The sequence below is a fragment of the Streptomyces sp. NBC_01477 genome (assembly GCF_036227245.1).
In the GTDB taxonomy this organism is placed as follows: Bacteria; Actinomycetota; Actinomycetes; order Streptomycetales; family Streptomycetaceae; genus Actinacidiphila.
Map to the genome: position 1 here is coordinate 7260057 of NZ_CP109445.1, position 23651 is coordinate 7283707.

Genomic DNA, 23651 nt, shown 5'->3' on the forward strand with positions numbered 1-23651 from the left:
CTCCGTCACTCCACCCGGTTGTCCCGCATCTGCAGGAGGAGAGCCGCATGTCCGCCACCCCGACGTCCTTCGACGCCAACAGACCCGGGCCGCAAGCTCCGGGCGGCGACGCCCGCACCGTGCTCCAGCGGCTCTACCGCCGCGACCTGGCCGCGTACCCGCCCACCGGACGCCGGATGGCGTACCTGGCCATCGTCGTGGTCACCACGGTCGTGCTCTACTACATGCTCTACGTCCAGTACGCGGTCGCCACGTCGATCATCACCCACTTCGACATGACCTACCGCTACTTCGTGTGGGTCTCGGTGATCGGCAACGCGGTCGGCGCCTTCGCCTCCCTCGCGGCCGGGCTCGCCGACCGCTGGGGCCGGGCCAACATGGTGGTGTACGGGCTGCTGATCGCCTCGCTGCTGGTCTTCCTCGGACTGCCGAACGCCGGCGGCAAGGCCGCGTACCTGGTGCTGTTCGCGCTGGTCAGCGTGGTCGAGGGCATCGTGCTCGTCGCCACCCCCGCGCTGATCAGGGACTTCTCGCCACAGCTCGGCCGGGCCACCGCGATGGGCGCCTGGACGATGGGCCCGGTCGTCGGCAGCCTGGTCGTCACCACCGTCACCAGCCAGACCCTGGACACCTCCAGCTGGCAGGACGAGGTGCGCTACTCCGGCATCGCGGGCCTGGCGGTCTTCGTGGTGGCGGTCGTCGCGCTGCGCGAGCTGTCGCCCCGGCTGCGCGACCAGATCATGGTCACGCTGCGGGACCGCGCCCTGGTCGAGGCGCGCGCCAAGGGCATCGACCCGCGGCCCGCCAGGCGCGGCGAGTGGCGGCAGATGCTGCGCCTCGACATCGCCGGCTCCGGGCTGGCCATCGCCCTCTTCCTGCTGCTGTACTTCGCGGCCGTCGGCAACTTCGTCGTCTACTTCGCCACCACCTACGGCTACAGCGAGCAGCGGGCCAACGCGGTCGCGAACTGGTACTGGGCCGCCAACGCCATCGCGCTGGTGGCGGTCGGGCTGCTGTCCGACCGGCTCAAGGTGCGCAAGCCGTTCATGATCATCGGTGCGGTCGGCTCGATCGTGACGACCGCGGTCTTCGCCACCCGGGCCACCCACCCGGGCACCGGCTACTACACCTTCGCCTGGCTCTTCGTCGGCATCGGCGTCTTCAGCGGGGTGGCCTACGGCCCGTGGATGGCCGGCTTCACCGAGACGGTGGAGAAGCACAACCCGGCCGCGACGGCGACCGGACTGGCGGTGTGGGGCTGGACGATACGGATCGTGGTGGCCGTCTCCACGGCCTTCATCCCGGTGCTGGTCACCGCGGTGACGCCGCTGGTCGACCACGGGCCGCAGGTCACCGCCGCCCAGACGCAGGCGGCGCCCGCCCTCGCGATCGTCGGCGCCCACCCCGGCATCTTCGCCGAACTCGGCAAGTACCCCACGGGCAAGGCGCCCGCCGACGTCACCGCCCGGGCGGTGCAGGAGGTCGGCCCGGCCGACCTGGCCACCGTGCAGAAGGCCCAGCCGCAGCTGGCGGTGCTCCAGAAGTACGGCACGAAGGTGCAGAAGGCCGCGCACGACGGGCCGGGGCAGTGGCGTACGTGGTGGTGGATCTGCGTCGGCGGCCAGGTGCTCTTCCTGCCGTTCGTCTTCCTGATGGCCGGCCGCTGGAGCCCGAAGCGCGCCCGCGAGGACGCCGCCGCCCACCAGGCCGCGGTGGACCGCGAACTCGCCGGGCTCGCCTGACCGCGGACGATCCCCCGCGCCCCTGGCCGGCTCGCTCGCCCGGGGCGCGGGGGATCCGCGTCGGCGGCCCGCGCTCCGGCGGGGCCGCGGCCGGTGCCGTGTGACGGCTTGCCTGACGCCGGGGCACGCCAGGGCGGGAGGCGCTACAGTCCCCTGGCATGACCGAACGTCCGTTTGAGGCCCTGGGGTTGAGCCCGGACGCGGACCGGGCGTATGCGCTGCTGGTGTCCACCAGGGGCGTCGCCGCCGCGGAGTTGGCCCGCCAGCTGGGCGTGCCGCCGGACCGGGGCCAGGCGGCCTGCGGGGAGCTGGCGGCGCGGGGCCTGGCCCGCAGGGGAAGCGACGGGCGGTGGTATCCCGTACCGCCGCACACCGGATTCCGGCCGCTGCTGTCGCGAGCGCAGGAACAGCTGCGGCTCGGCTCGGAATTACTCGACCGGCTCGACGTCGAATACCAGCGGGTCCACCAGGGCCACCGCGCGGACGAGGCGGTGCAGGTGGTCGCGGGCCGGTCCGCGATCCGGCGCAGGGTGGAGGACTTCCGGGCCTCGGCCCGGAAGGAGATCGCCTCGTTCGTACCGGGCGCCGCGGTGGCGCCGCGGGAACCGGTGCCCGGGGGTGTGCGGCGGCGGGTGGTGTTCGAGCGGGCCGGGCTGGAAGCGGCCGGCGCCTTCGGGCCGCCGGGCGACCCGCTGACGTCGGCCCGGGTGGCGGGGCGGCTGCCGGCCCGCCTGGGCATAGCCGACCGCGAGGTCGCCCTGCTGCCGCCGGCCGCGGAGGACGACGCCGACCCGGTGATGCTGGTGGTCCTGCCGAGCCCGCTGCTGGACACCCTGACCGCGCTGTTCGACGCGGTGTGGGCGGGCAGCGTCCCGCTGGTGCGCCGCGCCGACGCCCAGCAGCCGCGCAGCGCCCTGCGCTCGCGGGTGCTGGCGATGCTGGTGAGCGGCAGCACCGACGCGGCGATGGCCCGCTCGCTCGGGGTGGCGGTGCGCACCGTGCAGCGGCATGTCGCCGCGATGCAGCGCGAGGCGGGCGTGGACAACCGCATCCAGCTGGTGTGGCACGCGGCCCGGCGCGGCTGGCTCGACGACCTTCCGGGCGGGCATCCGGGCGGAAACGCACACCGACCGTCCGGTTGACGGGAAGGCGACTCCGCCCAGCGGGACTCGCGGTGTCAGGTATTCGTCAATGGTTTGACGAATCCTTGGTGCATGTGTGGCACAGGTATACGCCAGCGGTCTGATCGACCGTGACCAATGTGGCGGCTGCTGCCGTGGCGCGGTCCCACTGCCCCCAGGGAGAACCCCTTGCGCATACCCGTTCCCAGACGCAGCCGCCGCACCGCCGGTGTGGTGGCGTCCCTCGCGTCGGCCGCCCTCGCCGTCGTCGGTCTGCAACTGCCCACCGCCGCCCCGGCCGCCGCAGCGCCGTCGGGGCGTCCGGACGTCGTACGCCAGTGTGCCGACGCCAAGCCGGGGGAGTTCTCCTGCTTCGCGCTGCGCAGGACCGACATCCCGGCCAGGGCCGGGGTCCTGCCCCACGCGACCACCCCCGAGGGCTTCGGCGCCGCAGACCTGCAGAGCGCCTACGCCCTGCCGGCCGACGGCGGCGCCGGCCAGACGGTGGCCATCGTGGACGCCTACGACGACCCGACCGCGGAGGCGGACCTGGCGGTCTACCGCCAGCAGTACGGGCTGCCCGAGTGCACCACCGCCAACGGCTGCTTCAGCAAGGTCAGCCAGCGCGGCGGCAGCGACCTGCCCGACCCCGACCCCGACTGGTCCGGCGAGATCTCGCTCGACCTCGACATGGTCTCGGCGGCCGCGCCCAACGCGCACATCCTGCTGGTCGAGGCGGACTCGGCCTTCTTCGACGACCTGGGCGCCTCGGTGGACCAGGCGGTCGCACTGGGCGCGAAGTACGTCTCCAACTCGTACGGCACGGGCTACGACAGCACTCCCGGCAGCGGTGAGGACCCGTCGGAAGCCACCAGCATGGACCCGTACTACAACCACCCGGGCGTCGCGGTCGTCGCGTCGACCGGCGACGACGACTACGGCGTCAGCTACCCCGCCGTCTCGCCGTACGTCACCGCCGTCGGCGGCACCGCGCTCACCCGGGACGCGGGCACCGCCCGCGGCTGGAGCGAGTCGGTGTGGAACAACGCCTACGGCGGCCCGGGCTCCGGCTGCTCCCTCTACGAGCCCAAGCCCGCCTTCCAGACCGACACCGCGTGCGACAAGCGGGCCGAGGCCGACGTCGCGGCGGTCGCCGACCCTGCCACCGGCGTCGCGGTCTACCAGACCTACGGCAACGACGGCTGGGCGGTCTACGGCGGCACCAGCGCCTCGTCGCCGCTGATCGCGGGCGTGTACGCGTCGGCCGGCACCCCCGGCGCCGGCACCTACCCGAACGCCTACCCGTACGCCAAGCCCGGTGCGCTCAACGACGTGACCGAAGGCGACAACGGCTCGTGCACCCCCGCCGCCCTGTGCACCGCGGGACCCGGCTGGGACGGTCCGACCGGCCTGGGCACGCCCAACGGCCTGGCCGCCTTCACCAGCGGCCCGCACGGCGTCTTCACCGGCAAGGTCACCGACCACGCCACCGGCGCCCCGATCGCCGGCGCCACCGTCAAGGCCGGTGACCACAGCGCCACCACCGGCGCCGACGGCACCTACAGCCTGGACGTCCCGCCCGGCAGCTACGACCTGACCGCCGCCGCGTACGGCTACGCCTCCGGCAGCGCGGCCGGGGTCGACCTCGCCGACGGCGCCACCGTCACGGAGTCCTTCGCCCTCGACGCGGTGCCCACCAGGACCGTCTCCGGCCGGGTCAACGACGGTTCGGGCCACGGCTGGCCGCTGTACGCGTCGATCACCGCGGACGGCGTCCCCGGCGGCCCGGTCTTCACCGACCCCGCCACCGGCGCGTACACCCTGACGCTGCCGCAGAACGCCTCCTACACCCTGCACATCGCGGCCAACTACCCCGGATACCAGACGGTCAGCAAGACCGTGCAGGTCGCCGCGGCCGACAAGACACTCAACATCGCCATCCCGGTGGACAGTTCATCGACCCAGGCACCCGGCTACGCGGTGCACCTGGACGGCGCCACCGAGCCCTTCACCTCCACCACCGCCCCGCCGGCCGGCTGGAGCGTCACCAACGCCGAGGGCACCACCGGCGGCTGGACCTTCGACGACCCCGGCAGCCGGGGCAACCGCACCGGTGGCAGCGGCGGCTTCGCCATCGTCGACAGCGACGACGCCGGCCAGGACCTGGACCAGGACAGCTCGCTGCTGTCGCCGTCCTACGACCTCAGCGCCAACACCGGCGCGCTGCTGAGCTTCGACACCGACTACAAGGAATTCTCCAACTCCACCGCCACCGTGGACGTCTCGTCCGACGGCGGCACCACCTGGGCCAACGTGTGGAAGAAGACCACCACATCGGTCGCGGGTCCCGCGCACGTCGAGATCCCGCTGTCGGACTACGCGGGCAAGAGCGACGTACGGCTGCGCTTCCACTACACCGGCAGCTGGGCGTACTGGTGGCAGCTGGACAACGTCTTCGTCGGCAAGCGCAGTTACGACGCGGTGCCCGGCGGCCTGGTGGTCGGCACGGTCACCGACGGCAACACCAAGACCGGTGTCAACGGGGCCACGGTCACCAGCACCGACCACCCCGAGGACCACACCACCACCAGTGCCACCCCCGACGACCCGAACCTGGGCGACGGCTTCTACTGGACCTTCTCGCACCTCACCGGCAAGCACCCGGTGAGCGCGGCGGCCTCCCACTACACCGCGGCCTCCGCCACCGCCAACATCCCGCCGGACGGCACCGTCAGGCGTGACCTCACCCTCAAGGCCGGGCGGCTCAAGGTCACGCCGGCCGCGATCGACAAGACCGTCGCCTGGGGCAAGAGCACGTCCCAGAACCTGACGGTCAAGAACACCGGCAACGCCCCCGCCACCCTGACCCTGGGCGAGACCCCGGGCGGCGTCGTCGTCGCGAAGGCCGGCGCGCCGCTCAACCTCGTCAAGGGCCACTACTCGCCGCTGTCGCTGGCCGCGCACGGCAAGAAGGCCGGCGCGACCTCCAAGGCCGCCACCCCGGCGGAGAGCGCCGCGGGCGACGCCTGGCAGCCGGTGCCCGACCTGCCGACCGCGATCGGCGACAACGCGGCCGTCGCCTACCAGGGCACCGTCTACTCGGTGTTCGGCTACAACGGGGCGGACGACACCAGCGACCTGTACGCGTACAGCGCGGACAGCGGCGCGTGGACCAAGCTCGCCTCCGCCGCCGACACCCGCGAGGCGCCCACGCGCGGCGTCATCAACGGCAAGATCTACGCGGCCGGCGGATGGGGCGCCAACGGCAACCCCGACGCCAAGCTGGAGATCTACGACGTCGCCGCCAACACCTGGAGCACCGGGGCCAGTTCACCCAAGCCCTACGCCGGTGGCGCCAGTGCGGTACTGAACGGCAAGCTCTACTCGGTCGGCGGCTGCACCGCCAGCGCCTGCGGCACCACGGACGTGACCGCGTACGACCCGGCCGCCAACACCTGGTCCACCGCCGCCTCCTACCCCGAGGACGTCGCCTGGGAGTCCTGCGGCGCCATCAGCGGCAAGCTCTACTGCGCCGGCGGCACCACCGACGCGGGCAGCATCACCCACGGATACGTCTACGACCCGGCGGCCGACGCCTGGTCGCCGATCGCCGACCAGCCCACCGACGCGTGGGGCGCCGCCTACACCTCCGCCAACGGCCTGCTCCTGGTCAAGGGCGGCGCGATCAACGCGGGCGCCGCACTCACCAACCAGACCTGGGCCTACCAGCCCAACGACAACACGTGGACGGCGCTGCCCAACGCCACCGCCTCGCTCTACCGCGGCGGCGGCGCCACCGGCTTCTACGCCGTCGGCGGCCTCGCCGGCCAGGTCCCCGCGAAGACCGCGGAAGTCCTGCCCGGCTACGACCAGTCCGACACCGCCGACGTCAGCTGGCTGACCGAGAGCACCGACACGGTCACCCTGCAGCCCGGTGCCAGCACGACCGTCACCGTCACGCTCGACGCGTCGGCGCCGGAGATCAGCCAGCCCGGCACGTACACCGCCGCGCTCGCGCTCAGCTCCGACACGCCGTACCCGCTGACTCCGGTGGCCGTCTCGCTCACCGTCAAGCCGCCGGCCACGTGGGGCAAGATCACCGGCACGGTGTCCTCCGGCGGTACGCCGCTGAGCGGTGCGACCGTGCAGATCAACACGTGGGCGACCCACTACACCCTCAAGACCGCCAAGGACGGTACGTACGCGCTCTGGCTTGACGTCCGCAACAACCCGTTGCAGCTGATCATCGCGAAGGACGGCTTCCAGCCGACGACGACGACGATCCGCATCACGAAGGGGGCGACGACCACCGCCAACTTCACCCTCCTGAAGGACTAGCCCCACCCCGGAGGGACCGGGCCCCCGGCCCGGCCCCTCCGGTCTTCCCCGCAAGGCACTCCGGGGCGCGAGGAGCCACAGCGCACCGGCACGGCGCAGGTCACCGCGAGCGACACTCACCCGGGGGCGCGGGGACTGCGCGACCAGCTCCCACCGAGCCGCACCCCGGGGACCGAAGCGCGCCCCGCGGGCCCTAAGGCCGAAGACGCGCCAGCGTCGCAGCAAGCTCGGCGCCCACCGCGTCGGCCGCTTCCCCCGCCCCGCCGGAGGCAATCGCCCAGACCAGCGCCGCATGCCCCGCCTCCCCTGTGTCCGGACCAGCGGCCCGCAGGCCGAGCAGGTCGACCAGCTCGACCAGCGCTTCCCGCAGCACCGGCGCGAACTCGGCGAAGAGGTCCGTGAGCACCGGATTGCCGGCCGCGGCCACCACTGCCGCGTGCAACGCGATGTCCGCGTCCACGAAGGCCGCGTCGTCCAGCCCCGCCGCCAGCCGCCGCGCGGCAAGCGCCGAATACAGCGCCGCGACGTCCTCCTCGGTACGCCGCTCCGCGGCGAGCCGAGCCGCCTGGACCTCAAGCACCGCCCGCACCTCGTAGACCTCGGCGACAGCCGCCCGCCGCAGCCTGGCCCCGAAGTCCTCGTGCGGCTCGGTGGCGACCACGAAGACCCCGGCGCCCTGCCGGGACTTGACGAGGCCCGCCTCGGAGAGCGCCCGCACCGCCTCGCGCGCGGTCGACCGCCCGACGCCCAGGGACGCCGCGAGCGCGGTCTCGCCGGGCAGTTTCGCGCCGACCGCCCACTGCCCGCCGAGGATCTGCTCGCGCAAGCGCTCCGTGGCCTGCTCGACCAGCGGGCCGGGCCGCAGTGAACCGATCGGCATGACGGCTCACCTCTCAGGTTGTCTGAGGACTCGCCGCCATTTTACCGGTGATGCCGCGGCCCGGCCCGGCGAGGCGTCGCGCACCGCCCGTGCGGTTGCGTCAGGGCCGGTAGACCTTGCCCGGCTCAGGCGCGGCGGGCGCGAGCAGCTCCGGCACCGTCACGAAGGTGTAGCCCTGCGCCCGCAGTGCGTCGATGATGCCGGGGACGGCCGGCACCGTCCCCTTGTACAGGTCGTGCAGCAGGATGATGCCGTCCCGGCTCGCGTCCTTGAGTATCCGCTTGTGTATCAGCGCCGAGTCGGTGGTGGCGTAGTCGCTCGCGGTGTCGCTCCACAGCACCTGCGCGAGGCCCAGCTCCTTGCACACCTTGGAGACCTTCTTGTCGGTACGTCCCTGCGGCGGCCGCATCAGGGTGGGCCGCTTGCCGGTCAGCCGCTCCACCTCGGTGTCCACGTGCTCCAGCTCGGTACGGATCTGCGCCGGCTTGAGGTCGGTCAGCCGGTGGTGGGTCCAGGTGTGGTTGCCGAGCACATTGCCGTTCTGCCCCATCTGCCGCACCAGGTCGGGGTATTTGTCGACGTGGTTGTGGCCGAGCAGGAAGAAGGTCACCCGTACCTTCTTCTCCGCCAGCACCTTGAGCAGCGCGGGGGTGTTCTCGCTCGGCCCGGCGTCGAAGGTCAGGGCTATGCACTTGGCCTTGCGGCAGTCCACCGCCCCGGCCGGCAGTGCCGCCCCCTTGCTCCCGGCGCCCGCCTTGCCGTCCTCGTGCCCGGCCGCTTTGTAGGCGGCATCACGCGCGCTCTTCGGCGACTGCGCGTCATAGGTGGCGCAGCCGGTCAGCGAGAGAGCCAGAGCGGCCGCCGCGAGGACGGCGGTCAGTGCGGTCCGCCGGACTTTACGGGACTTTTCTGGCATTGCGGATCCTCCGGGGTCGGTACCTGACTGTGTGAACGCTGTGCGCCGCGGGGCGCGGCTGGTCACTCTACAGACCCGCTATACATGAGGCGTATAGCGGGTGAGCAGCACGGGAGTCGAAAGGGTCCTTGCTATGAGTGGGCCATCCAGCGGTACGCGCGTGTCGGCCGCGCTGTCGCCGCCAGGTGATCGCCCCGTGCGGTGCGTCCCTGTCCGACCCGCCGTCGTGGCTGGCCGCGCAGTTCCCCACCCCCCGGTGATCGCCCCGTGCGGTGGCGTCGCTTCCTCACCCCGTCCGCCGCTGGGCGCGCAGTTCTCCGCGCCCCTTTGGCGCGCGTCCCCTCCCTCCGGGGAAGAGGGGCAGGTGGCTTACCGCCCGGACGCCAGCGCAGCGACCAGGCGGGAGAGGGAGCCGCCCAGGCCCCAGCGGGTGGCGAGTGCGTCGAGGGTGTCGGGCGCCGACGGGGTGCGCGGGAGGTCCGGGGTGAAGGCCGGGAGGGGGACGTCCTTCGCGACGGCGACGACCTCCGGGGCGACGTCGAGATAGTCCGCGGCGGCGACGATGTTGCGCCGCCGCGCGGGCGTCAGGCGCGAGAAGGGGTCGCCGGCCGCCGCCCGCACCCCGGCGAGGTCGCCGTACTCCGTCACCAACTGCGCGGCGGTCTTCTCGCCGATGCCCTTCACGCCGGGAAGGCCATCGCTCGGGTCCCCCCGCAACGCGGCGAAGTCGGCGTACTGGCCGGCCCGTACGCCGTACCGCTCCTCGATGGCGGCCTCGTCGATCACGTCGCAGTCCCCGACGCCCTTGCGCGGGTAGAGGACCCGCACCCCGCGCGCGTCGTCCACCAGCTGGAAGAGGTCGCGGTCGCCGGTGACGATCGCGACCGGCCCCGCGGCGGCAGCCGCCAGCGTGCCGATGACGTCGTCGGCCTCGTAGCCGGGCACCCCGAGCCGTGCGATGCCGATCGCGTCGAGCACCGCCTCGATGACCGGCACCTGGGGCGAGAGCGTGTCGGGCACCTCTTCCGTGCCCTCGGTCTCCTCGGCGACGCGGTGCGATTTGTACGACGGGATGAGGTCCACCCGCCACTGCGGCCGCCAGTCCGCGTCCATGCAGGCGACAAGGCCGGTGGGGGAGTGGTCGGTGACCAGCCGGGTGATGAAGTCCAGCAGCCCGCGCACCGCGTTGACCGGGGTGCCGTCGGGCGCCTTCACCGATTCGGGCACGCCGAAATACGCGCGGAAGTACAGGCTCGCCGTGTCGAGCAGCAGCAGCCTGCCGCCGGGGTTCTGGTCGGTCACGGCGCCAGCATCGCACGCGGCACCGACAGCGGGCCGTACGGTGGGCCGATGGCTCACCTGAACCGGGGGCGCGGCCGCGCCGTACGCCGTGTCGTGTCGCTCGTGCCGTCGCTCACCGAGGCGGTGGCCGCGACCGAGCCCGGGCTGCTGGTCGGGGCCACCGACTGGTGCACGCACCCGGCGGACCTGGACGTCGCCCGGATCGGCGGCACCAAGAATCCGGACGTGGCGGCCGTCGCCGGGCTGGCACCCGACCTGGTGGTCGCCAACGAGGAGGAGAACCGCCCCGCCGACCTCGACGCGCTGCGCGCCGCGGGCCTGACCGTGCTGGTCACCGAAGTGCGCTCGCTGCCGCAGGCGTTCACCGAGCTGGACCGGGTGCTCACCGGGGGCTGCGGCCTCGCCCGCCCCGGCTGGCTCGACGCGGCCGGGTCCGCCTGGCGCGACCTGCCGGCACGTGCGGAACCGCTGCGCGCGGTCGTACCGATCTGGCGCCGACCGTGGATGGTGCTGGGCCGCGACACCTTCGCGGGCGACCTGCTCGGGCGGCTCGGTGTGGCCAATCTCCACGCCGGCCACGCCGAGCGCTACCCCCGTATCGCGCTGCCGGACCTGCTGGCCGCCCGCCCCGACCTGGTCGTGCTCCCCGACGAGCCCTACCGCTTCACCGCCGGCGACGGCCCCGAGGCCTTCCCCGGGCTGCCCGCGGCGCTGCTGAGCGGGCGCCACCTGACCTGGTACGGGCCGTCGCTCGTGACGGCGCCCACGGTCCTGGCCGGCGCACTGGCCGCGGCGACCGCGGGCTGAGCGGCGGGGGCGGGGAGTTCGCCGGTCAGCCCGCCGCGCAGGGTGCCCGTGGCGGCGGTGGCCCAGGCGGCGACCAGGACGGCGTAAAGAGCCGCCGCCAGCCAGGACGCGGCGTCGAGCCCGGTGTGCCGGGCCAGAGCCGAGGCGCCGGTCGCGCAGGTGCCGACAGGGAAGGTGAAGGCCCACCAGGTCATCGAGAAGCGCAGCCCGCGGCGGGCCGCCCTCGTCACCATGGCCGCCGCCAGCGCCAGCCACAGCAGGGCGAAGCCCATGACCGGCACGCCGTAGAACACGGCGAAGCCGCGCAACGCCGTCGCGTATTGCGGCGCCACCGCGTACGGCGCCATGTCGGCGAACGCGCCGGCCGCCGTCGTGGACTGGCCGAGCGGCCCGAGCACCAGGAACAGCGCGGGCGTCAGCGCCACCGGCAGCGGCCCGTACCGCAGCAGCCGCGCCCACACCAGCGGCAGCACCGTGAGCGTGGCCAGCAGGCTCAGGCCGAACATCGCGCAGCAGCCGAGCAGCAGCGCCTCGCGGGCCCGCCCGTCGCCGGCCGGCAGCCGCGGCACCAGGGCGGGGCCGAGCGCGGCGGCGACCATCGGCGCCACCACCGGCAGCAGCCACACCGGTGAGGCGTCCGCCGCACCGATCCGGCGCCGCGTCACCATCAGATACGGCACCGCCACCGCGACCAGCAGCCCGCTCGCCGCCCCCAGCGCCCACAATGCCGCGTCCGCGGTCACCGCGGCCCGCTCGCCGATCACCCGCGGCCCCAGCGCCAGGGTGCCCGCGCCCACCGAGAGCAGCGCCATCGGCAGGCAGCCGTAGAAGGGCGCGACCGCGGGGTCGAGCACCTGCCGCAGCGCCTCGTCCCGGTACCGGGCCCAGTGCGCCGCCCGCGCCGCGAGCACCAGCCCCAGCAGCGCGGCAGAAAGCGCCCACATGCCGGTGCACACCTGCCGCAGCCACTCCGGGCACCCGGGCAGTCCCGCCCCGGCGTTCGCCACGATCGCCGTACCCATGACAGCGGCGTACCAATTCGGCCCGACGTGCCGGAGAGCCCCGGTGCGTACGGCCGGGCGGGCGGGGACAGCAGTGACCATGGCCTCCACGATCGGCGGGTGCGCGACCCGCCGGTAGCACTCATCGGGCTATCAGGTCATAGGCTGGACTTATGACCGGCACGGAGCGCGAAGAACCCGATGACCCCGCAGGCCGAGCCGCGCCGGCGGACCGCACCGGTCCGGACGGCGGGCCCGTGGCGCGCCGGGTGCCGGACCTCGGGGCGATGGAGCTGCTGGTCGCCGTCGCGCGGCTGGGGAGTCTGGGCCGGGCGGCGCGGGAGCTGGGCATCAGCCAGCCCGCCGCCAGCGGCCGGTTGCGCGGCCTTGAGCGGCAGCTCGGAGTGGCGCTGGTACGGCGTTCGACCGGCGGGTCGGCGCTGACGGAGTCGGGGGCACTGGTCACCGAGTGGGCGCGGCGGGTGCTGGAGGCCGCGGAGGACTTCGACGCGGGCGCGCGGGCGCTGCGCGGGCAGCGGGACTCCCGGCTGCGGGTCGCGGCCAGCATGACCGTCGCCGAATATCTGCTGCCCGGGTGGCTGACCGCCCTGCACGGGCGGCACCCCGGCACGGCGGTGTCGCTCGCCGCGGGCAATTCCGTGGTCGTCGCCCGGCAGGTCGCCGCCGGACAGGCCGACCTCGGCTTCGTCGAGGGCCTGGACGTGCCCGCGACCCTCGACGCGGCCGTGATCGGCCACGACCGGCTGCTGGTCGTGGTCGCCGCGGGACACCCGTGGGCGGCCCGCCGCAGGCCGCTGCCCGCCGCGGAACTGGCCGCCACCCCGCTGCTGCTGCGCGAGCAGGGCTCGGGCACCCGGCAGGTGCTGGACGCGCGCCTGGCCGCGCACGGCGGCCCGGCCGTACCGCTGCTGGAGCTGGCCTCCACCACCGCCGTGAAGTCGGCGGCCGTCGGCGGCGCCGGACCCGCCGTGCTCAGCGAACTCGCCGTCGCCGACGAACTGTCCGCCCGCCGGCTGGTCGAGGTCCCGGTGGCGGGACTCGACCTGCGCAGGGCGCTGCGCGCGGTGTGGCCCGCGGGACACCGCCCGGCAGGACCGGCCCGCGACCTGCTCGGCCTGACCCGCGAGCCGGCTCCGCGCGGGCAGCGGAAAGCCGCCCGCTTACGGGATTCTCAGGCTGGGGCCATAGGGTGACCGCCGTGACGACGACGACCCCGCCCGGCTGGTATCCAGAACCCGGGCACACAGGCAACGGCCCGGCGATGGAACGCTGGTGGGACGGTTCCGCGTGGACGGAGTACACCAGGACCGCACCGGTCCCGGCAGCCGCCCCGCAGGCCTACCCGGGTTACCCGGGCGCCCCGGAATACCAGGGATACCCCGGTTATCCGGCGGACGGTACGGGCGCCCCCGGCGGCGGAAAGCGCACCGGGACGGTGGTGATCGCCCTGGTCGCCTCGCTCGTCCTGATCGGCGCGATAGTCGCCGGCGTGCTCGTCCTGGGCAAGGACGACGACAAGAGCGACGCGAAGAACACCCCGACGCCCACCAGCACCGGCGGCAGGGTGCCGGGACCGGCGCCGCAGCCCTCCGACGGCGGCAGCGGCGGCGGTGACAGCACCGGTGGCGGCAGCGGCGGCGACGACCAGTCGCCGCGCGGCGACGGCAAGTCCGCCATCGACGCCTACGACCAGATCAGCCTGCCGGTGCTCGACGGCTGGACCGGTTCCTCCAGCTCCACCGGCGCGGGCCTGTCGATCGGCCCCTACCCCTGCCCCGGCACCGCGGGCGGGACCTGCTCGCTCGGCGGAGTGTCGGCCGTGCCCGCGGTCGGGGCCGGCATCACCGCCAAGACGGCGGAGGACGCCGCCAAGCAGGACATCGCGAAGAACGCCTCCGACTCCTACAACAAGGACACCTACGGCGCGACCACCACGCACCAGCAGGTGAAGGCCGGCGCGGTCACCGTCGCCGGACAGCAGGGCTACCTGGTGCGCTGGAAGGTCGTCACCGCGTCCGGCACCAGCGGCTACGTCGAGTCGCTCGTCTTCCCGTCGCCGACCACCAAGCAACTGGTGCTGGTCCGCTTCGGCTTCGACATCGGCGGCAAGGCGCCGGGCCCCGACGTGATCGACCAGATCACCCAGGGCATCAAGTCCGACACCAGCCAGGGCAGCGGCGGCTCCTCCGGGGGCACCGGCGTCTGAGTCCAGCCGTCGCCCCTCGCCGCGGCGAAGGGCAGGCCTCCCGAGCCCGGGTCCCGCCCGGGCTCACAGGAAGGTCTTGCCCTCGCCGCGGTAGGTCGGCACCACCGCCGTCACCTCGTCGCCGTCGATCAGCTGCAGTTCGGCGAACCGCTCGCACATCTCCCCGGCCTTCGCGTGCCGGAACCACACCTTGTCGCCGATCAGCAGATCGTCGGCGGCCGACCCCAGCAGCGGGGTCTGCACCTCGCCGGGCCCCTCCTGCGGGTCGTAGCGCAGCCCCTCGGGCAGATACGGCACCGGCAGCCGGTCGGGACCCGGCGCGCCGGACGCCGGATAGCCGCCGCCCAGCACCGTGACCACACCGACGCCGGGGCGGCGGACCACCGGCTGCGCGAAGAGCGCGGCCGGGCGGCCCCTGAAGGACGTGTAGTTGTCGAAGAGCCGCGGCACATAGAGGCCGGAGCCCGCCGCGATCTCGGTGACCGAGGCCTCCGCCGCGGTGTGCTGCACGCTGCCGGTGCCGCCGCCGTTCACGAACTCGAGCCCCGGCTCGACCGCCCGCACCGCCCGTACCGCCTCCGCCCGGCGCGCCGCCAGCTCCTTGCGGGCCGCGGACTGCATCAGCCGTATCGCGAGCGACCGGACCGGGCGGCCCGGCACCGAGTCGCCGACCCCGGCGACATGCCCCTCGTAGGCCATGATGCCCACCAGCCGGAAGCCCGGCCGCGCGGTGATCGTACGGGCCAGGGCCGCCAGCTGCTCGGGGTCGTGCAGCGACGAGCGCAGCGCCCCGATCCGCAGCCGGCCGGCCAGCTTGCGCAGGCTGGTGTCGAGTTCGAGGCAGACCCTGACCGTCTCGGCACCCGCGCCGCGGGCCGCGTCTATCAGGTCGAGCTGCGCCACGTCGTCCACCATCACGGTGACCGCGGCGGCCAGCTTGGGGTCGGCGGCCAATTCTGCGTACCCGGTGCGGTCCGCCGAGGGGTAGGCCAGCAGCACGTCGGTGAAGCCGGCCCTGGCCAGCCACAGCGACTCGGCGAGCGTGAAGGACATCAGGCCGGCGAAACCGTCGTGGTCCAGGGCCCGTTCCAGCAGCGCGCGGCAGCGCACCGACTTGGTCGCCACCCGGATCGGCTTGCCCCCGGCCCGCCGTGCGAGGTCGGCGGCGTTGGCGTCGAAGGCCGCCAGGTCCACGACGGCCACCGGGGCGTCGAGGTGGGCGGTTGCCCGGTCGTACCGGGTGCGGTCGGCTGTGCGCTCTGACATGTCCGGCAGCTTGCCAGACTCGACCTACTCAGCGGTAGGCCCGGAGCGCGCGGCCCGCGGGAACCGTAGGCCCCAGCAACCCCGTAGAGTGACGCGCAAGCCGCGCAGGCACAGGTCACGAGGGGGCGCAGGGTGAGCACCGGAGTGGACAGCGGAGAACCACCGGCGTCTCCGTTCCCCACCCTCCACCCGCGCACGTCCCAGCAGGAGCCGCGGGGCCAGGACCGTACGACCCCGCCGCCGCCGCGCCACCGGCCCGTACCGCCGCCGCCCAACCCGGCGACCCGGCTGCCCGGCCCGGCCGACCCCGACCGCCAGGCCGAGCCGCCCCCGAAGGTGCCCGGGCCCGGCGCGGGCGGTACGCCGACCCCGCGGGGTGCCGCCTCGGGCGAAGTACCGCCCCGGCCGACCACGCCGCCGCCCCCGCGCACGCCACCGCCTCCTGCCACGCCGTCACACACTGCGTCGCCGCCGGCCCAGTCCCCGCCTGTTGCCCCGCCGCCCGCCGCGCCGCGTACTGCGCCGCCCCGGAGCGCCGCCACTGCGCCGCAACCTTCCGTGACGCCGGCCCGGCCGGCCCCGCAGAGCCCGGCTCCTGCCGCGCCGCCGCGCACTGCGCCGCCCCCGCCGTCGGTCCCGTCGCCCGCACGCACTGTGTCGCCCCCGCCCCCGCCGCGTACCCCGCCGCCTTCTGCCGCGCCAGCGCAGTCGCCCCCGCAGGCCCCACCATCCGCCGCGCCGCGCACCCCGCCGCCCGCTGCGGCGCCCCCGCCCCCGCAGGCCGCCGCCCCGCCGACCGCAGCGGCGCCGGACGCGCCGCCCGTAACGCCACCGCCGCCACCGCCGGTGCACCCGCCCCGTCCGGTGACGGTCACGCCGGCGCCCGCCGCCGCGCCGCCGCCCCGGGTGCCGCCCGCGGCGCCGACACCGTCGCCCCCGCAAGGCGCGCCGCGCCGTACCGCCGGGGTCAGGGGCGCCGTCGCCGTGTGCGTCGTGCTCGGGCTCGGCCTGATCGGCGGGTCCGTCGCCGGGGCCGTGCTCAACCACGGCCCGCACCACGCGCCGCCCGCCGCTCCCGGGAGCGCCGCGGAATTCGGCCAGGCGCGGCAGGTGTGGCACAGCGCGCCGGTCGACACGCTCTTCCCGCCGACCGTGAGCGGCAAGGGCGCGGGCCCGGGCGGCTCGGACCGTTCGTGGACCCGGATCGGGGTCGCCGCGCCCGGCGGCTGCACCGGCGCCTTCGACCCGCTGCTCGACCAGGTCCTGGCGCCCGCCGGCTGCCAGCGGCTGCTGCGGGCGACCTACGCCGACAGCACGTCGACCACGGTCACGACGGTCGGCCTGCTCGTCACGGCCGCGGAGCCGTCCGGCATGCAGGCGCTCAGCCGGCGCTGGACCGGCGAGCACCTCGGCGACCGCACCGACCTGATACCGCGTCCGGTGGCCTTCCCCGGCACTCCCGCGGCCCGCTTCGGCGCCTCGCAGCGCGGCAGCTGGGACGTCCAGATCTCCGCCGACCTGCCCTTCGTCGTCTACGCGGTGAGCGGCTTCGCCGACGGCCGCGCCATACCGAGCCCGCAGCCCGCGGCACTGGCGACGGCAGCGGGCGCCACCACCGCCCCCGCCCAGGCGGGCCTCGGCCACGACGCCACCGGCCTGGCCAAGGCGATCGACGAGCGGCTGACCGCCACGGTCGACGCGGAACTGCACCCGACCAGCACCGCCGGGACGGAGAAGCACCGATGATCCGCCGCACCACCCTGCCGGTCCGGTCGGCCGCCGTCGTCACGGCCGCCGCCGCGCTCCTCGCGGTCGGCGGCGGGCCCGCCGCCGCGGACACCGTCAGGGACCGGGAATGGGCGCTGGACGCGCTGCACGCGCAGACGGCGTGGCAGACCACCAAAGGCGCGGGCGTGACCGTCGCCGTGCTCGACACCGGCGTTGACGCCACCCACCCCGACCTCACAGGACAGGTGCTCACCGGCAAGGACCTGGTCGGCTTCGGCGCCGCGCGCGGCGACACCTCGTGGGCCAACCACGGCACCGGCATGGCCGCGATCATCGCCGGGCACGGCCACGGGCCGGGCAACGGCAGAGGTGTGCTCGGGATCGCGCCCGAGGCCAGGATCCTGCCGGTGCGGGTGATCCTGGAGGAGAAGGACCCGCAGCGCGACAAGGCCAGGAAGAGCCGCGGCGGCGCACTGCCCGAGGGCATCCGCTGGGCGGTCGACCACGGCGCCGACGTCATCAACCTCTCACTCGGCGACGACAGCGCGACGGCCGCACCCGTGGCAGCCGAGTCCGACGCCATTCAGTACGCCCTCGGCAAGGGTGTCGTCGTGGTGGCGTCCGCGGGAAACAGCGGCGACAAGGCCGACCGCTCCTCCTACCCCGCCGCCTACGCCGGGGTGATCGCGGTGGCCGCGGTGAATCAGAGCGGCGGCCACCCCGCCTTCTCCACCCACCGCTGGTACGCCTCGGTGGCCGCGCCGGGCGAGGACGTGGTGATGGCCGACCCGGACCGCAAGTATTACGACGGCCTGGGCACGAGCGCCGCCTCGGCCTATGTGTCGGGCGCCGCCGCGCTGCTCAGGTCCGCCTATCCCGGGCTGAGCCCGCTGCAGATCAAGCAGGTGCTCCAGGACACCACCCGGCACAGGCCCAGGGGCGGCAGGAGCGACGAGCTCGGCACCGGCGAGATCGACCCCGCCGCGGCACTCGCCGCCGCGGCGAAGCTCAAGCCGGGGCCGCTCGCGCCCGCCGCCGCGAGCTACCCGCACCGCTACTTCGGCTCGGGGCCCGCCGCGATGCCGGCGCCGGCCGCCGGGTCGAGTGTCCTCGGCAATGGTGTCGCCGCAGCGTTCGGCGCGGCCGGGGCGGTGCTGATCGCGCTGGCCGCACTGCTGTGGTTCCGGCCGCGGCGCCACGCCGCCGCGGTGGGGGGCGGCGTACCGCAGCCGGATAGGGTGCCGGAGTGGCGCTGAAGAACATCCCCGACTCCGGTTACGCCGACGACGACGGCTCCGCGGCCCCCGCGCTGACCGCGGCCCTTGCCGCGTGGGCCGCCGACCGCGGCAAGGAGGCGGCGGTGGTCGAGGCCCTGCACACCGCCCGGCTGCTGGTCCCGGTGGTCGCCGTGCTGGGCGAGGCGGAGACCGGCGAGGACGGGCTGCGCCGGGAGAAGAGCAGCGACATGACGGTGCCGACCATCCAGGCACCTGACGGGCGCCGGGCCCTGCCCGCGTTCACCTCCACCGCCGCGCTGACCCGCTGGCGCCCGGACGCGCGGCCGGTCGCCGTACCCCTGCACCAGGCGCTGCGGGCACTCGCGCAGGAGGGGGCCGACACCCTGCTGATCGACCTCGCGGGGCCGGTCGCGTACGAGCTGACCGGAGCCGCGCTGGCGTCCGCCGCCCTCGGCCCTGGCCGCGGCGAACCGCTGGACGACCCGGCGGTACGCGCCGCGCTGCGGGCCGCGCTGGCCGCAGAGCCCGGCGTGGCGCGCGCCCACCTGGCGCCGGGCACCGACAGCGACGGCACCCTCGGCCTGGTACTCGCGCCGGGCGCGGACGCCGAGCGGACCGGCCGGGCGCTGGCCGCGGCGCTGGCCGCGGACGACACGCTGCGGGCGGGCCTGCGCCAGGGCCTCGACCTGGCCCTGCTGCCGCCGGACGCCACACTGCCGGGGGAACCGCTCTTCACCCGCTGACCGGGCACCGTTTCCGCCGGTCCGCCCGCCCTCGGGACCTCCCAGCACCCGCAAGGCCCCCCTGCATCCGCTCCGTACGGCTTTCTTCCGGGATGTGCTTTTCACCCGAAAAGCCGACAATGCGAGAGCAGGCCAGAGATCATCTTCGTGGAGGTCCTGATGGACATGCGAACGATCACCGAGAACCGGACGCCCGACGACCAGCGGGCCTTCATCTGCGAATTCCTCGGCACCCTTGTGCTGGTCTTCTTCGCGGTGGGCGCGGCCGTGCTCTCCGGGGAGTACATCGGCACCCTGGGCATCGCGTTCGCGTTCGGCCTGGTCCTGCTGGCCATCGCCTACACGATCGGCCCGATCTCCGGCAGCCATGTGAACCCGGCGGTCACCCTGGGCATGCTGGTCGCACGCCGGATCACGGTGCGCACCGCCGTCGAATACTGGATCGCCCAGGTCCTCGGCGCCATCGCGGGCGCCGCGCTGCTGCTGCTGGTCGCCAAGCAGGTGCCCGGGCTGCGGACGCACGGCGCCTTCGGCACCAACGGCTACGGCTACCGCTCGGCGGTCGGCGTCAACATCTTCGGCGCCTTCGTCGCGGAGCTGATCCTGACCTTCCTGCTGGTCTACGTGGTGCTCGCGGTCACCCACCGGATTGCGGTGGTCGGCTTCGACGGGCTGCCCATCGGCATGGCGCTCGTCGTGGTCCACCTGGTCGGCATCCCGCTGACCGGCACCGGGGTGAACCCGGCCCGCAGCCTGGCCCCCGCGCTCTTCGCGGGCAGCCCGGCGCTGTCGCAGGTGTGGCTGTTCCTGATCGCGCCGCTGATCGGCGCGGTCCTGGCCGCGCTGGTGCACGAGGTGACCCACCCGGCGCTCGCCGCGGTCCGCGCGGCCAGGGCGGCGTCGGCCGAGGCCGAGACCGCCGCGCGGGCCGTCGGCGAAGAGGGCTGAGGACCGGATGCGCGCCACGCGGACCACAGCGACAGCCCGGCGCCGGTCGGCCGAGGACCGGCCCCGGCTCGCAGCGACAGGCGCCCGGTCAGCCGAAGACCGGCCCCGGACCGCAGCGAAGGACCCCCGCTGGTCGGCCGACGACCGGCCCCGGCTCGCAGCGACAGGTCCCCGGTCAGCCGAAGACCGGCCCCGTGTACTTCTCGCCGGGTCCCTGACCCGGCTCGTCCGGCACCACCGACGCCTCGCGGAAGGCCAGCTGCAGCGACTTGAGCCCGTCGCGCAGCGGCGCCGCGTGGAAGGTGCTGATCTCGGTGGCGCTCGCGGTGACCAGGCCGGCCAGCGCCTGGATGAGCTTGCGGGCCTCGTCGAGGTCCTTGTGCTGCGCACCCTCCTCGGCCAGGCCGAGGTTCACCGCCGCCGCGCTCATCAGGTGGACGGCCACCGTGGTGATCACCTCGACGGCGGGCACGTCCGCGATGTCGCGGGTCATATCGTCGAAGCCGGGGGCAGGTGCGTCGCTCATGCCGCCACGATATGCCCCGTCCGGCCGATTACGGCCTCCGCCCCCACGCTGGTATGCTGGGGGAACGACCGGTCGGCCACCAATGTGACCGACCACCAAGTGGAGGCTCCGATCTCCCACCTGATCGGCCGGAAGGCCGACGGGTCCCGGTCAGACGGCAAGCACCGGTATGACACCGGTGACCGCCGTCCGATGCGCCCCGCGGAATAAGCGCGGCGGTGCTCCCGGTTGTGAGGAGCCCCGCCTGTGTCCCGTACGGGGCGTTTTCTGCGCCTTGGGTACGGGTCGGTCGGACGAAGACAGACTCAAGCGCGGCTGTCGGCCAGTCAGCCGCGTGGTGCAACCGAGGAGGCCCCATCAGCGCCGAGCCCCGCATCAACGACCGGATTCGCGTTCCCGAGGTGCGACTTGTCGGTCCCAGTGGCGAGCAGGTCGGCATTGTGCCGCTTGCCAAGGCCCTGGAGCTTGCGCAGGAGTACGACCTCGACCTGGTCGAGGTGGCGGCGAACGCACGTCCGCCCGTGTGCAAGCTCATGGACTACGGGAAGTTCAAGTACGAGTCGGCCATGAAGGCCCGTGAGGCGCGCAAGAACCAGGCGCACACGGTCATCAAGGAGATGAAGCTCCGGCCGAAGATCGACCCGCACGACTACGACACCAAAAAGGGTCACGTCGTCCGGTTCCTCAAGCAGGGCGACAAGGTCAAGATCACCATCATGTTCCGCGGACGCGAGCAGTCCCGGCCGGAGCTCGGCTACCGGCTGCTGCAGCGGCTCGCGGAGGACGTCCAGGACCTCGGCTTCATCGAGTCGAATCCGAAGCAGGACGGCCGGAACATGATCATGGTCCTCGGTCCGCACAAGAAGAAGACCGAGGCCATGGCCGAAGCCCGCGAGGCACAGGCCGCCCGCAAGGCGAGCCGTCAGGGCGACGCCGCGGGTGACGCGCCGGCCGACGAGGACACGGACACGGACGTGGACACGGACGAGCAGGTCGAGGCCCCGGCCGACGCCGGCTGAGACGAAGAACATCCCGGAGCCCCCGGCTCCGGGTCGGTAATGCAGAACTGACGCTCCCCGTGCGCCCTCCGGCGGACGGGAAGGCCAGCGACGAGGAGACTACGGCGCCATGCCGAAGAACAAGACGCACAGTGGTGCGAGCAAGCGCTTCAAGATCACCGGCTCCGGCAAGGTGCTGCGTGAGCGCGCCGGCAAGCGCCACCTGCTCGAGCACAAGCCGTCCAGCAAGACGCGCGCCCTGACCGGCACGGTCGAGGTGGCCAAGTCCGACGCCAAGAAGATCAAGAAGCTGCTCGGCAAGTGACGGCCGTGCCCCGACCCGGGCGCATCGTCCCTGGCCGGGAGTCCATTCGCTTTCGGACCGCGTGAGTACGACCGCGGTCCCCTAGAAGGAGTTATCAAGTGGCACGCGTCAAGCGGGCAGTCAACGCCCAGAAGAAGCGCCGGGCGATCCTGGAGCAGGCCAGCGGTTACCGCGGGCAGCGTTCGCGCCTGTACCGCAAGGCCAAGGAGCAGGTCACCCACTCCCTGGTCTACAACTACAACGACCGCAAGAAGCGCAAGGGCGACTTCCGCCAGCTGTGGATCCAGCGCATCAACGCCGCTGCCCGCGCCAACGGCATCACCTACAACCGCTTCATCCAGGGTCTCAAGGCCGCCAACGTCGAGGTCGACCGCAAGATCCTCGCCGAGCTGGCCGTGAACGACGCCAACGCCTTCGCGGCGCTGGTCGAGGTCGCGCAGAAGGCGCTGCCCGCGGATGTGAACGCGCCGAAGGCGGCGTGACGCCGCACGCCGAGCGCAGAGCGGTTCCCGGGACCCGCGGGCGGTAGCGCCGCCCGCGGGTCCGCTGTTTGTCCGTTCGCGGCCCGCCCGGCACCGCCGGACGGCCGCTGTTCCGGCTGACGTCCGCAGCGGCGGACCGGACGGTGCCGGCCGGCACCTGGAAGCGAGCACCGATGCCCACCCCCGAGCTGACCTCGCTGCGTTCCGCGCGGGTTACCGCCGCGCACCGGCTGGCCCGGCGCAGCTTCCGCGGCAAGGAGCGGCGCTTCCTCGCCGAGGGCCCGCAGGCCGTACGGGAGGCCGTCGCGCACCCCGGGGGACCAGCGGGGCGCACCCTGGTCGAGCTGTACGCCACCCCCGAGGCGGCCGAGCGGCACGCCGACCTGATCGCGGCGGCCCGCGCGGCCGGCGCGCCCGTACTGACCGCGACGCCCGAGGTCATGGCGGAGATCTCCGACACCGTCACCCCGCAGGGCGTGGTCGGCGTCTGCCGCTTCCTCGACACGCCCTTCGCCGACATCCTGCGCGCCCGGCCCCGGCTGGTCGCCGTCCTGGCCCACGTCCGCGACCCGGGCAACGCCGGCACCGTGCTGCGCTGCGCCGACGCGGCGGGGGCCGACGCGGTGGTGCTCACCGACGCCTCGGTCGACCTGTACAACCCCAAGGCGGTACGCGCCTCGGCCGGCAGCCTCTTCCACCTGCCGGTCGCGGTCGGGGTGCCGGTCCAGGACGCGGTCGCCGGGCTGCGCACCGCGGGCGTACGCGTCCTGGCCGCCGACGGCGCGGGCGAGCGGGACCTGGACGCGGAGCTGGACGAGGGCACCATGCGCGGCCCCACCGCCTGGATCTTCGGGAACGAGGCCTGGGGCCTGCCCGCGGACACCAGGGCCCTCGCCGACGAGGTGGTGCGCGTCCCCATCCACGGGCGCGCGGAAAGCCTCAACCTCGCCACGGCCGCCGCCGTCTGCCTTTACGCCTCCGCTCGTGAGCAGCGTGCGCCCGCAGGGTGCCGCAGCGTGACCTCCAGCTAGTAGGGTGGCGGCCCGGGGGACCCTGAGAGGGG

General features: G+C 74.2%; 19 protein-coding genes and 1 pseudogene. 14 read left to right on the forward strand and 6 right to left on the reverse strand.

The genetic code is table 11. From position 1 onward, the window contains the following. Positions 1–47: 47 nt before the first annotated feature. The 3 genes from OHA86_RS30905 to OHA86_RS30915 all read left to right on the forward strand — a co-directional run bounded on the left by OHA86_RS30905 (position 48) and on the right by OHA86_RS30915 (position 7201). Positions 48–1742 (forward strand): MFS transporter, encoded by a 1695-nt coding sequence (locus OHA86_RS30905; protein WP_329180555.1) that lies wholly within the window; start codon positions 48–50, stop codon positions 1740–1742. 158 nt (positions 1743–1900) lie between these two features. Then, positions 1901–2884 carry a helix-turn-helix transcriptional regulator gene (locus OHA86_RS30910; protein ID WP_329180557.1) on the forward strand — a complete coding sequence of 328 codons (984 nt, stop codon included), beginning with the start codon at positions 1901–1903 and terminating at the stop codon, positions 2882–2884. Positions 2885–3052: 168 nt separating this feature from the next. Continuing rightward, on the forward strand, positions 3053–7201 hold the full coding sequence (locus OHA86_RS30915; RefSeq protein WP_329180559.1) for a carboxypeptidase regulatory-like domain-containing protein: 4149 nt from the start codon (positions 3053–3055) through the stop codon (positions 7199–7201). A gap of 193 nt (positions 7202–7394) precedes the next feature. On the opposite strand, the gene OHA86_RS30920 is transcribed toward OHA86_RS30915, so the two are convergent. The 3 genes from OHA86_RS30920 to OHA86_RS30930 all read right to left on the reverse strand — a co-directional run bounded on the left by OHA86_RS30920 (position 7395) and on the right by OHA86_RS30930 (position 10269). Further along, a complete protein-coding gene (locus OHA86_RS30920) occupies positions 7395–8081 on the reverse strand; it encodes a FadR/GntR family transcriptional regulator (protein ID WP_329180560.1) in 687 nt (228 codons plus the stop codon). A 100-nt stretch (positions 8082–8181) separates the two neighbouring features. Continuing rightward, entirely contained in the window at positions 8182–8997 is an 816-nt protein-coding gene (locus OHA86_RS30925; protein WP_329180562.1) for a polysaccharide deacetylase family protein, read from the reverse strand. A 369-nt stretch (positions 8998–9366) separates the two neighbouring features. Continuing rightward, positions 9367–10269 (reverse strand): 5'-3' exonuclease, encoded by a 903-nt coding sequence (locus OHA86_RS30930; protein ID WP_329182622.1) that lies wholly within the window; start codon positions 10267–10269, stop codon positions 9367–9369. A 78-nt stretch (positions 10270–10347) separates the two neighbouring features. Here OHA86_RS30930 and OHA86_RS30935 point away from each other — a divergent pair, with 78 nt between their 5' ends. Then, positions 10348–11106 (forward strand): helical backbone metal receptor, encoded by a 759-nt coding sequence (locus tag OHA86_RS30935; RefSeq protein WP_329180564.1) that lies wholly within the window; start codon positions 10348–10350, stop codon positions 11104–11106. Here the strand turns inward: OHA86_RS30935 and OHA86_RS30940 are convergent. Further along, positions 11085–12209 (reverse strand): annotated as a pseudogene (locus OHA86_RS30940) (TDT family transporter); the annotation flags it as partial. The gene OHA86_RS30935 and the pseudogene OHA86_RS30940 sit on opposite strands and share 22 nt — an antisense overlap. Positions 12210–12394: 185 nt before the next feature. Here OHA86_RS30940 and OHA86_RS30945 point away from each other — a divergent pair. Next, positions 12395–13321: a LysR family transcriptional regulator gene (locus OHA86_RS30945; protein ID WP_329182623.1), complete on the forward strand. Its 927-nt coding sequence runs from the start codon at positions 12395–12397 to the stop codon at positions 13319–13321. Positions 13322–13326: 5 nt separating this feature from the next. After that, positions 13327–14334, forward strand: coding sequence for a DUF2510 domain-containing protein (locus OHA86_RS30950; protein WP_329180566.1), 1008 nt, complete (start codon positions 13327–13329; stop codon positions 14332–14334). Positions 14335–14397: 63 nt separating this feature from the next. Here the strand turns inward: OHA86_RS30950 and OHA86_RS30955 are convergent, their stop codons facing one another. Beyond that, on the reverse strand, positions 14398–15600 hold the full coding sequence (locus tag OHA86_RS30955) for an amino acid deaminase/aldolase (protein ID WP_329180567.1): 1203 nt from the start codon (positions 15598–15600) through the stop codon (positions 14398–14400). Between the two features lie 864 nt (positions 15601–16464). On the opposite strand from OHA86_RS30955, the gene OHA86_RS30960 reads away from it, so the two are divergent. The 4 genes from OHA86_RS30960 to OHA86_RS30975 all read left to right on the forward strand — a co-directional run bounded on the left by OHA86_RS30960 (position 16465) and on the right by OHA86_RS30975 (position 20257). Then, a complete protein-coding gene (locus tag OHA86_RS30960; protein WP_329180568.1) occupies positions 16465–17346 on the forward strand; it encodes a hypothetical protein in 882 nt (293 codons plus the stop codon). Next, on the forward strand, positions 17343–18584 hold the full coding sequence (gene mycP / locus OHA86_RS30965) for a type VII secretion-associated serine protease mycosin (protein ID WP_329180570.1): 1242 nt from the start codon (positions 17343–17345) through the stop codon (positions 18582–18584). The genes OHA86_RS30960 and mycP overlap by 4 nt, the downstream gene beginning before the upstream one ends. Beyond that, entirely contained in the window at positions 18575–19309 is a 735-nt protein-coding gene (locus tag OHA86_RS30970) for an SseB family protein (protein WP_329180572.1), read from the forward strand. The genes mycP and OHA86_RS30970 overlap by 10 nt, the downstream gene beginning before the upstream one ends. 165 nt (positions 19310–19474) lie before the next feature. After that, positions 19475–20257, forward strand: coding sequence for an MIP family channel protein (locus tag OHA86_RS30975; RefSeq protein ID WP_443072031.1), 783 nt, complete (start codon positions 19475–19477; stop codon positions 20255–20257). Positions 20258–20432: 175 nt separating this feature from the next. Here OHA86_RS30975 and OHA86_RS30980 read toward each other — a convergent pair whose 3' ends face one another. Then, positions 20433–20783, reverse strand: a complete 351-nt coding sequence (locus OHA86_RS30980) for a DUF1844 domain-containing protein (protein WP_329180576.1) — start codon at positions 20781–20783, stop codon at positions 20433–20435. A gap of 356 nt (positions 20784–21139) precedes the next feature. Here OHA86_RS30980 and infC point away from each other — a divergent pair, with 356 nt between their 5' ends. The 4 genes from infC to OHA86_RS31000 all read left to right on the forward strand — a co-directional run bounded on the left by infC (position 21140) and on the right by OHA86_RS31000 (position 23619). Next, positions 21140–21802 (forward strand): translation initiation factor IF-3, encoded by a 663-nt coding sequence (gene infC, locus OHA86_RS30985; protein ID WP_329182624.1) that lies wholly within the window; start codon positions 21140–21142, stop codon positions 21800–21802. Between the two features lie 109 nt (positions 21803–21911). Then, positions 21912–22106 (forward strand): 50S ribosomal protein L35, encoded by a 195-nt coding sequence (gene rpmI / locus OHA86_RS30990; protein ID WP_327291998.1) that lies wholly within the window; start codon positions 21912–21914, stop codon positions 22104–22106. 98 nt (positions 22107–22204) lie between these two features. Further along, complete coding sequence (gene rplT / locus OHA86_RS30995; RefSeq protein WP_033178180.1) at positions 22205–22588, forward strand: 50S ribosomal protein L20; 384 nt, start codon at positions 22205–22207, stop codon at positions 22586–22588. Positions 22589–22761: 173 nt separating this feature from the next. After that, positions 22762–23619, forward strand: coding sequence for a TrmH family RNA methyltransferase (locus tag OHA86_RS31000; protein ID WP_329180581.1), 858 nt, complete (start codon positions 22762–22764; stop codon positions 23617–23619). The last annotated feature ends 32 nt before the right edge of the window (positions 23620–23651 follow it).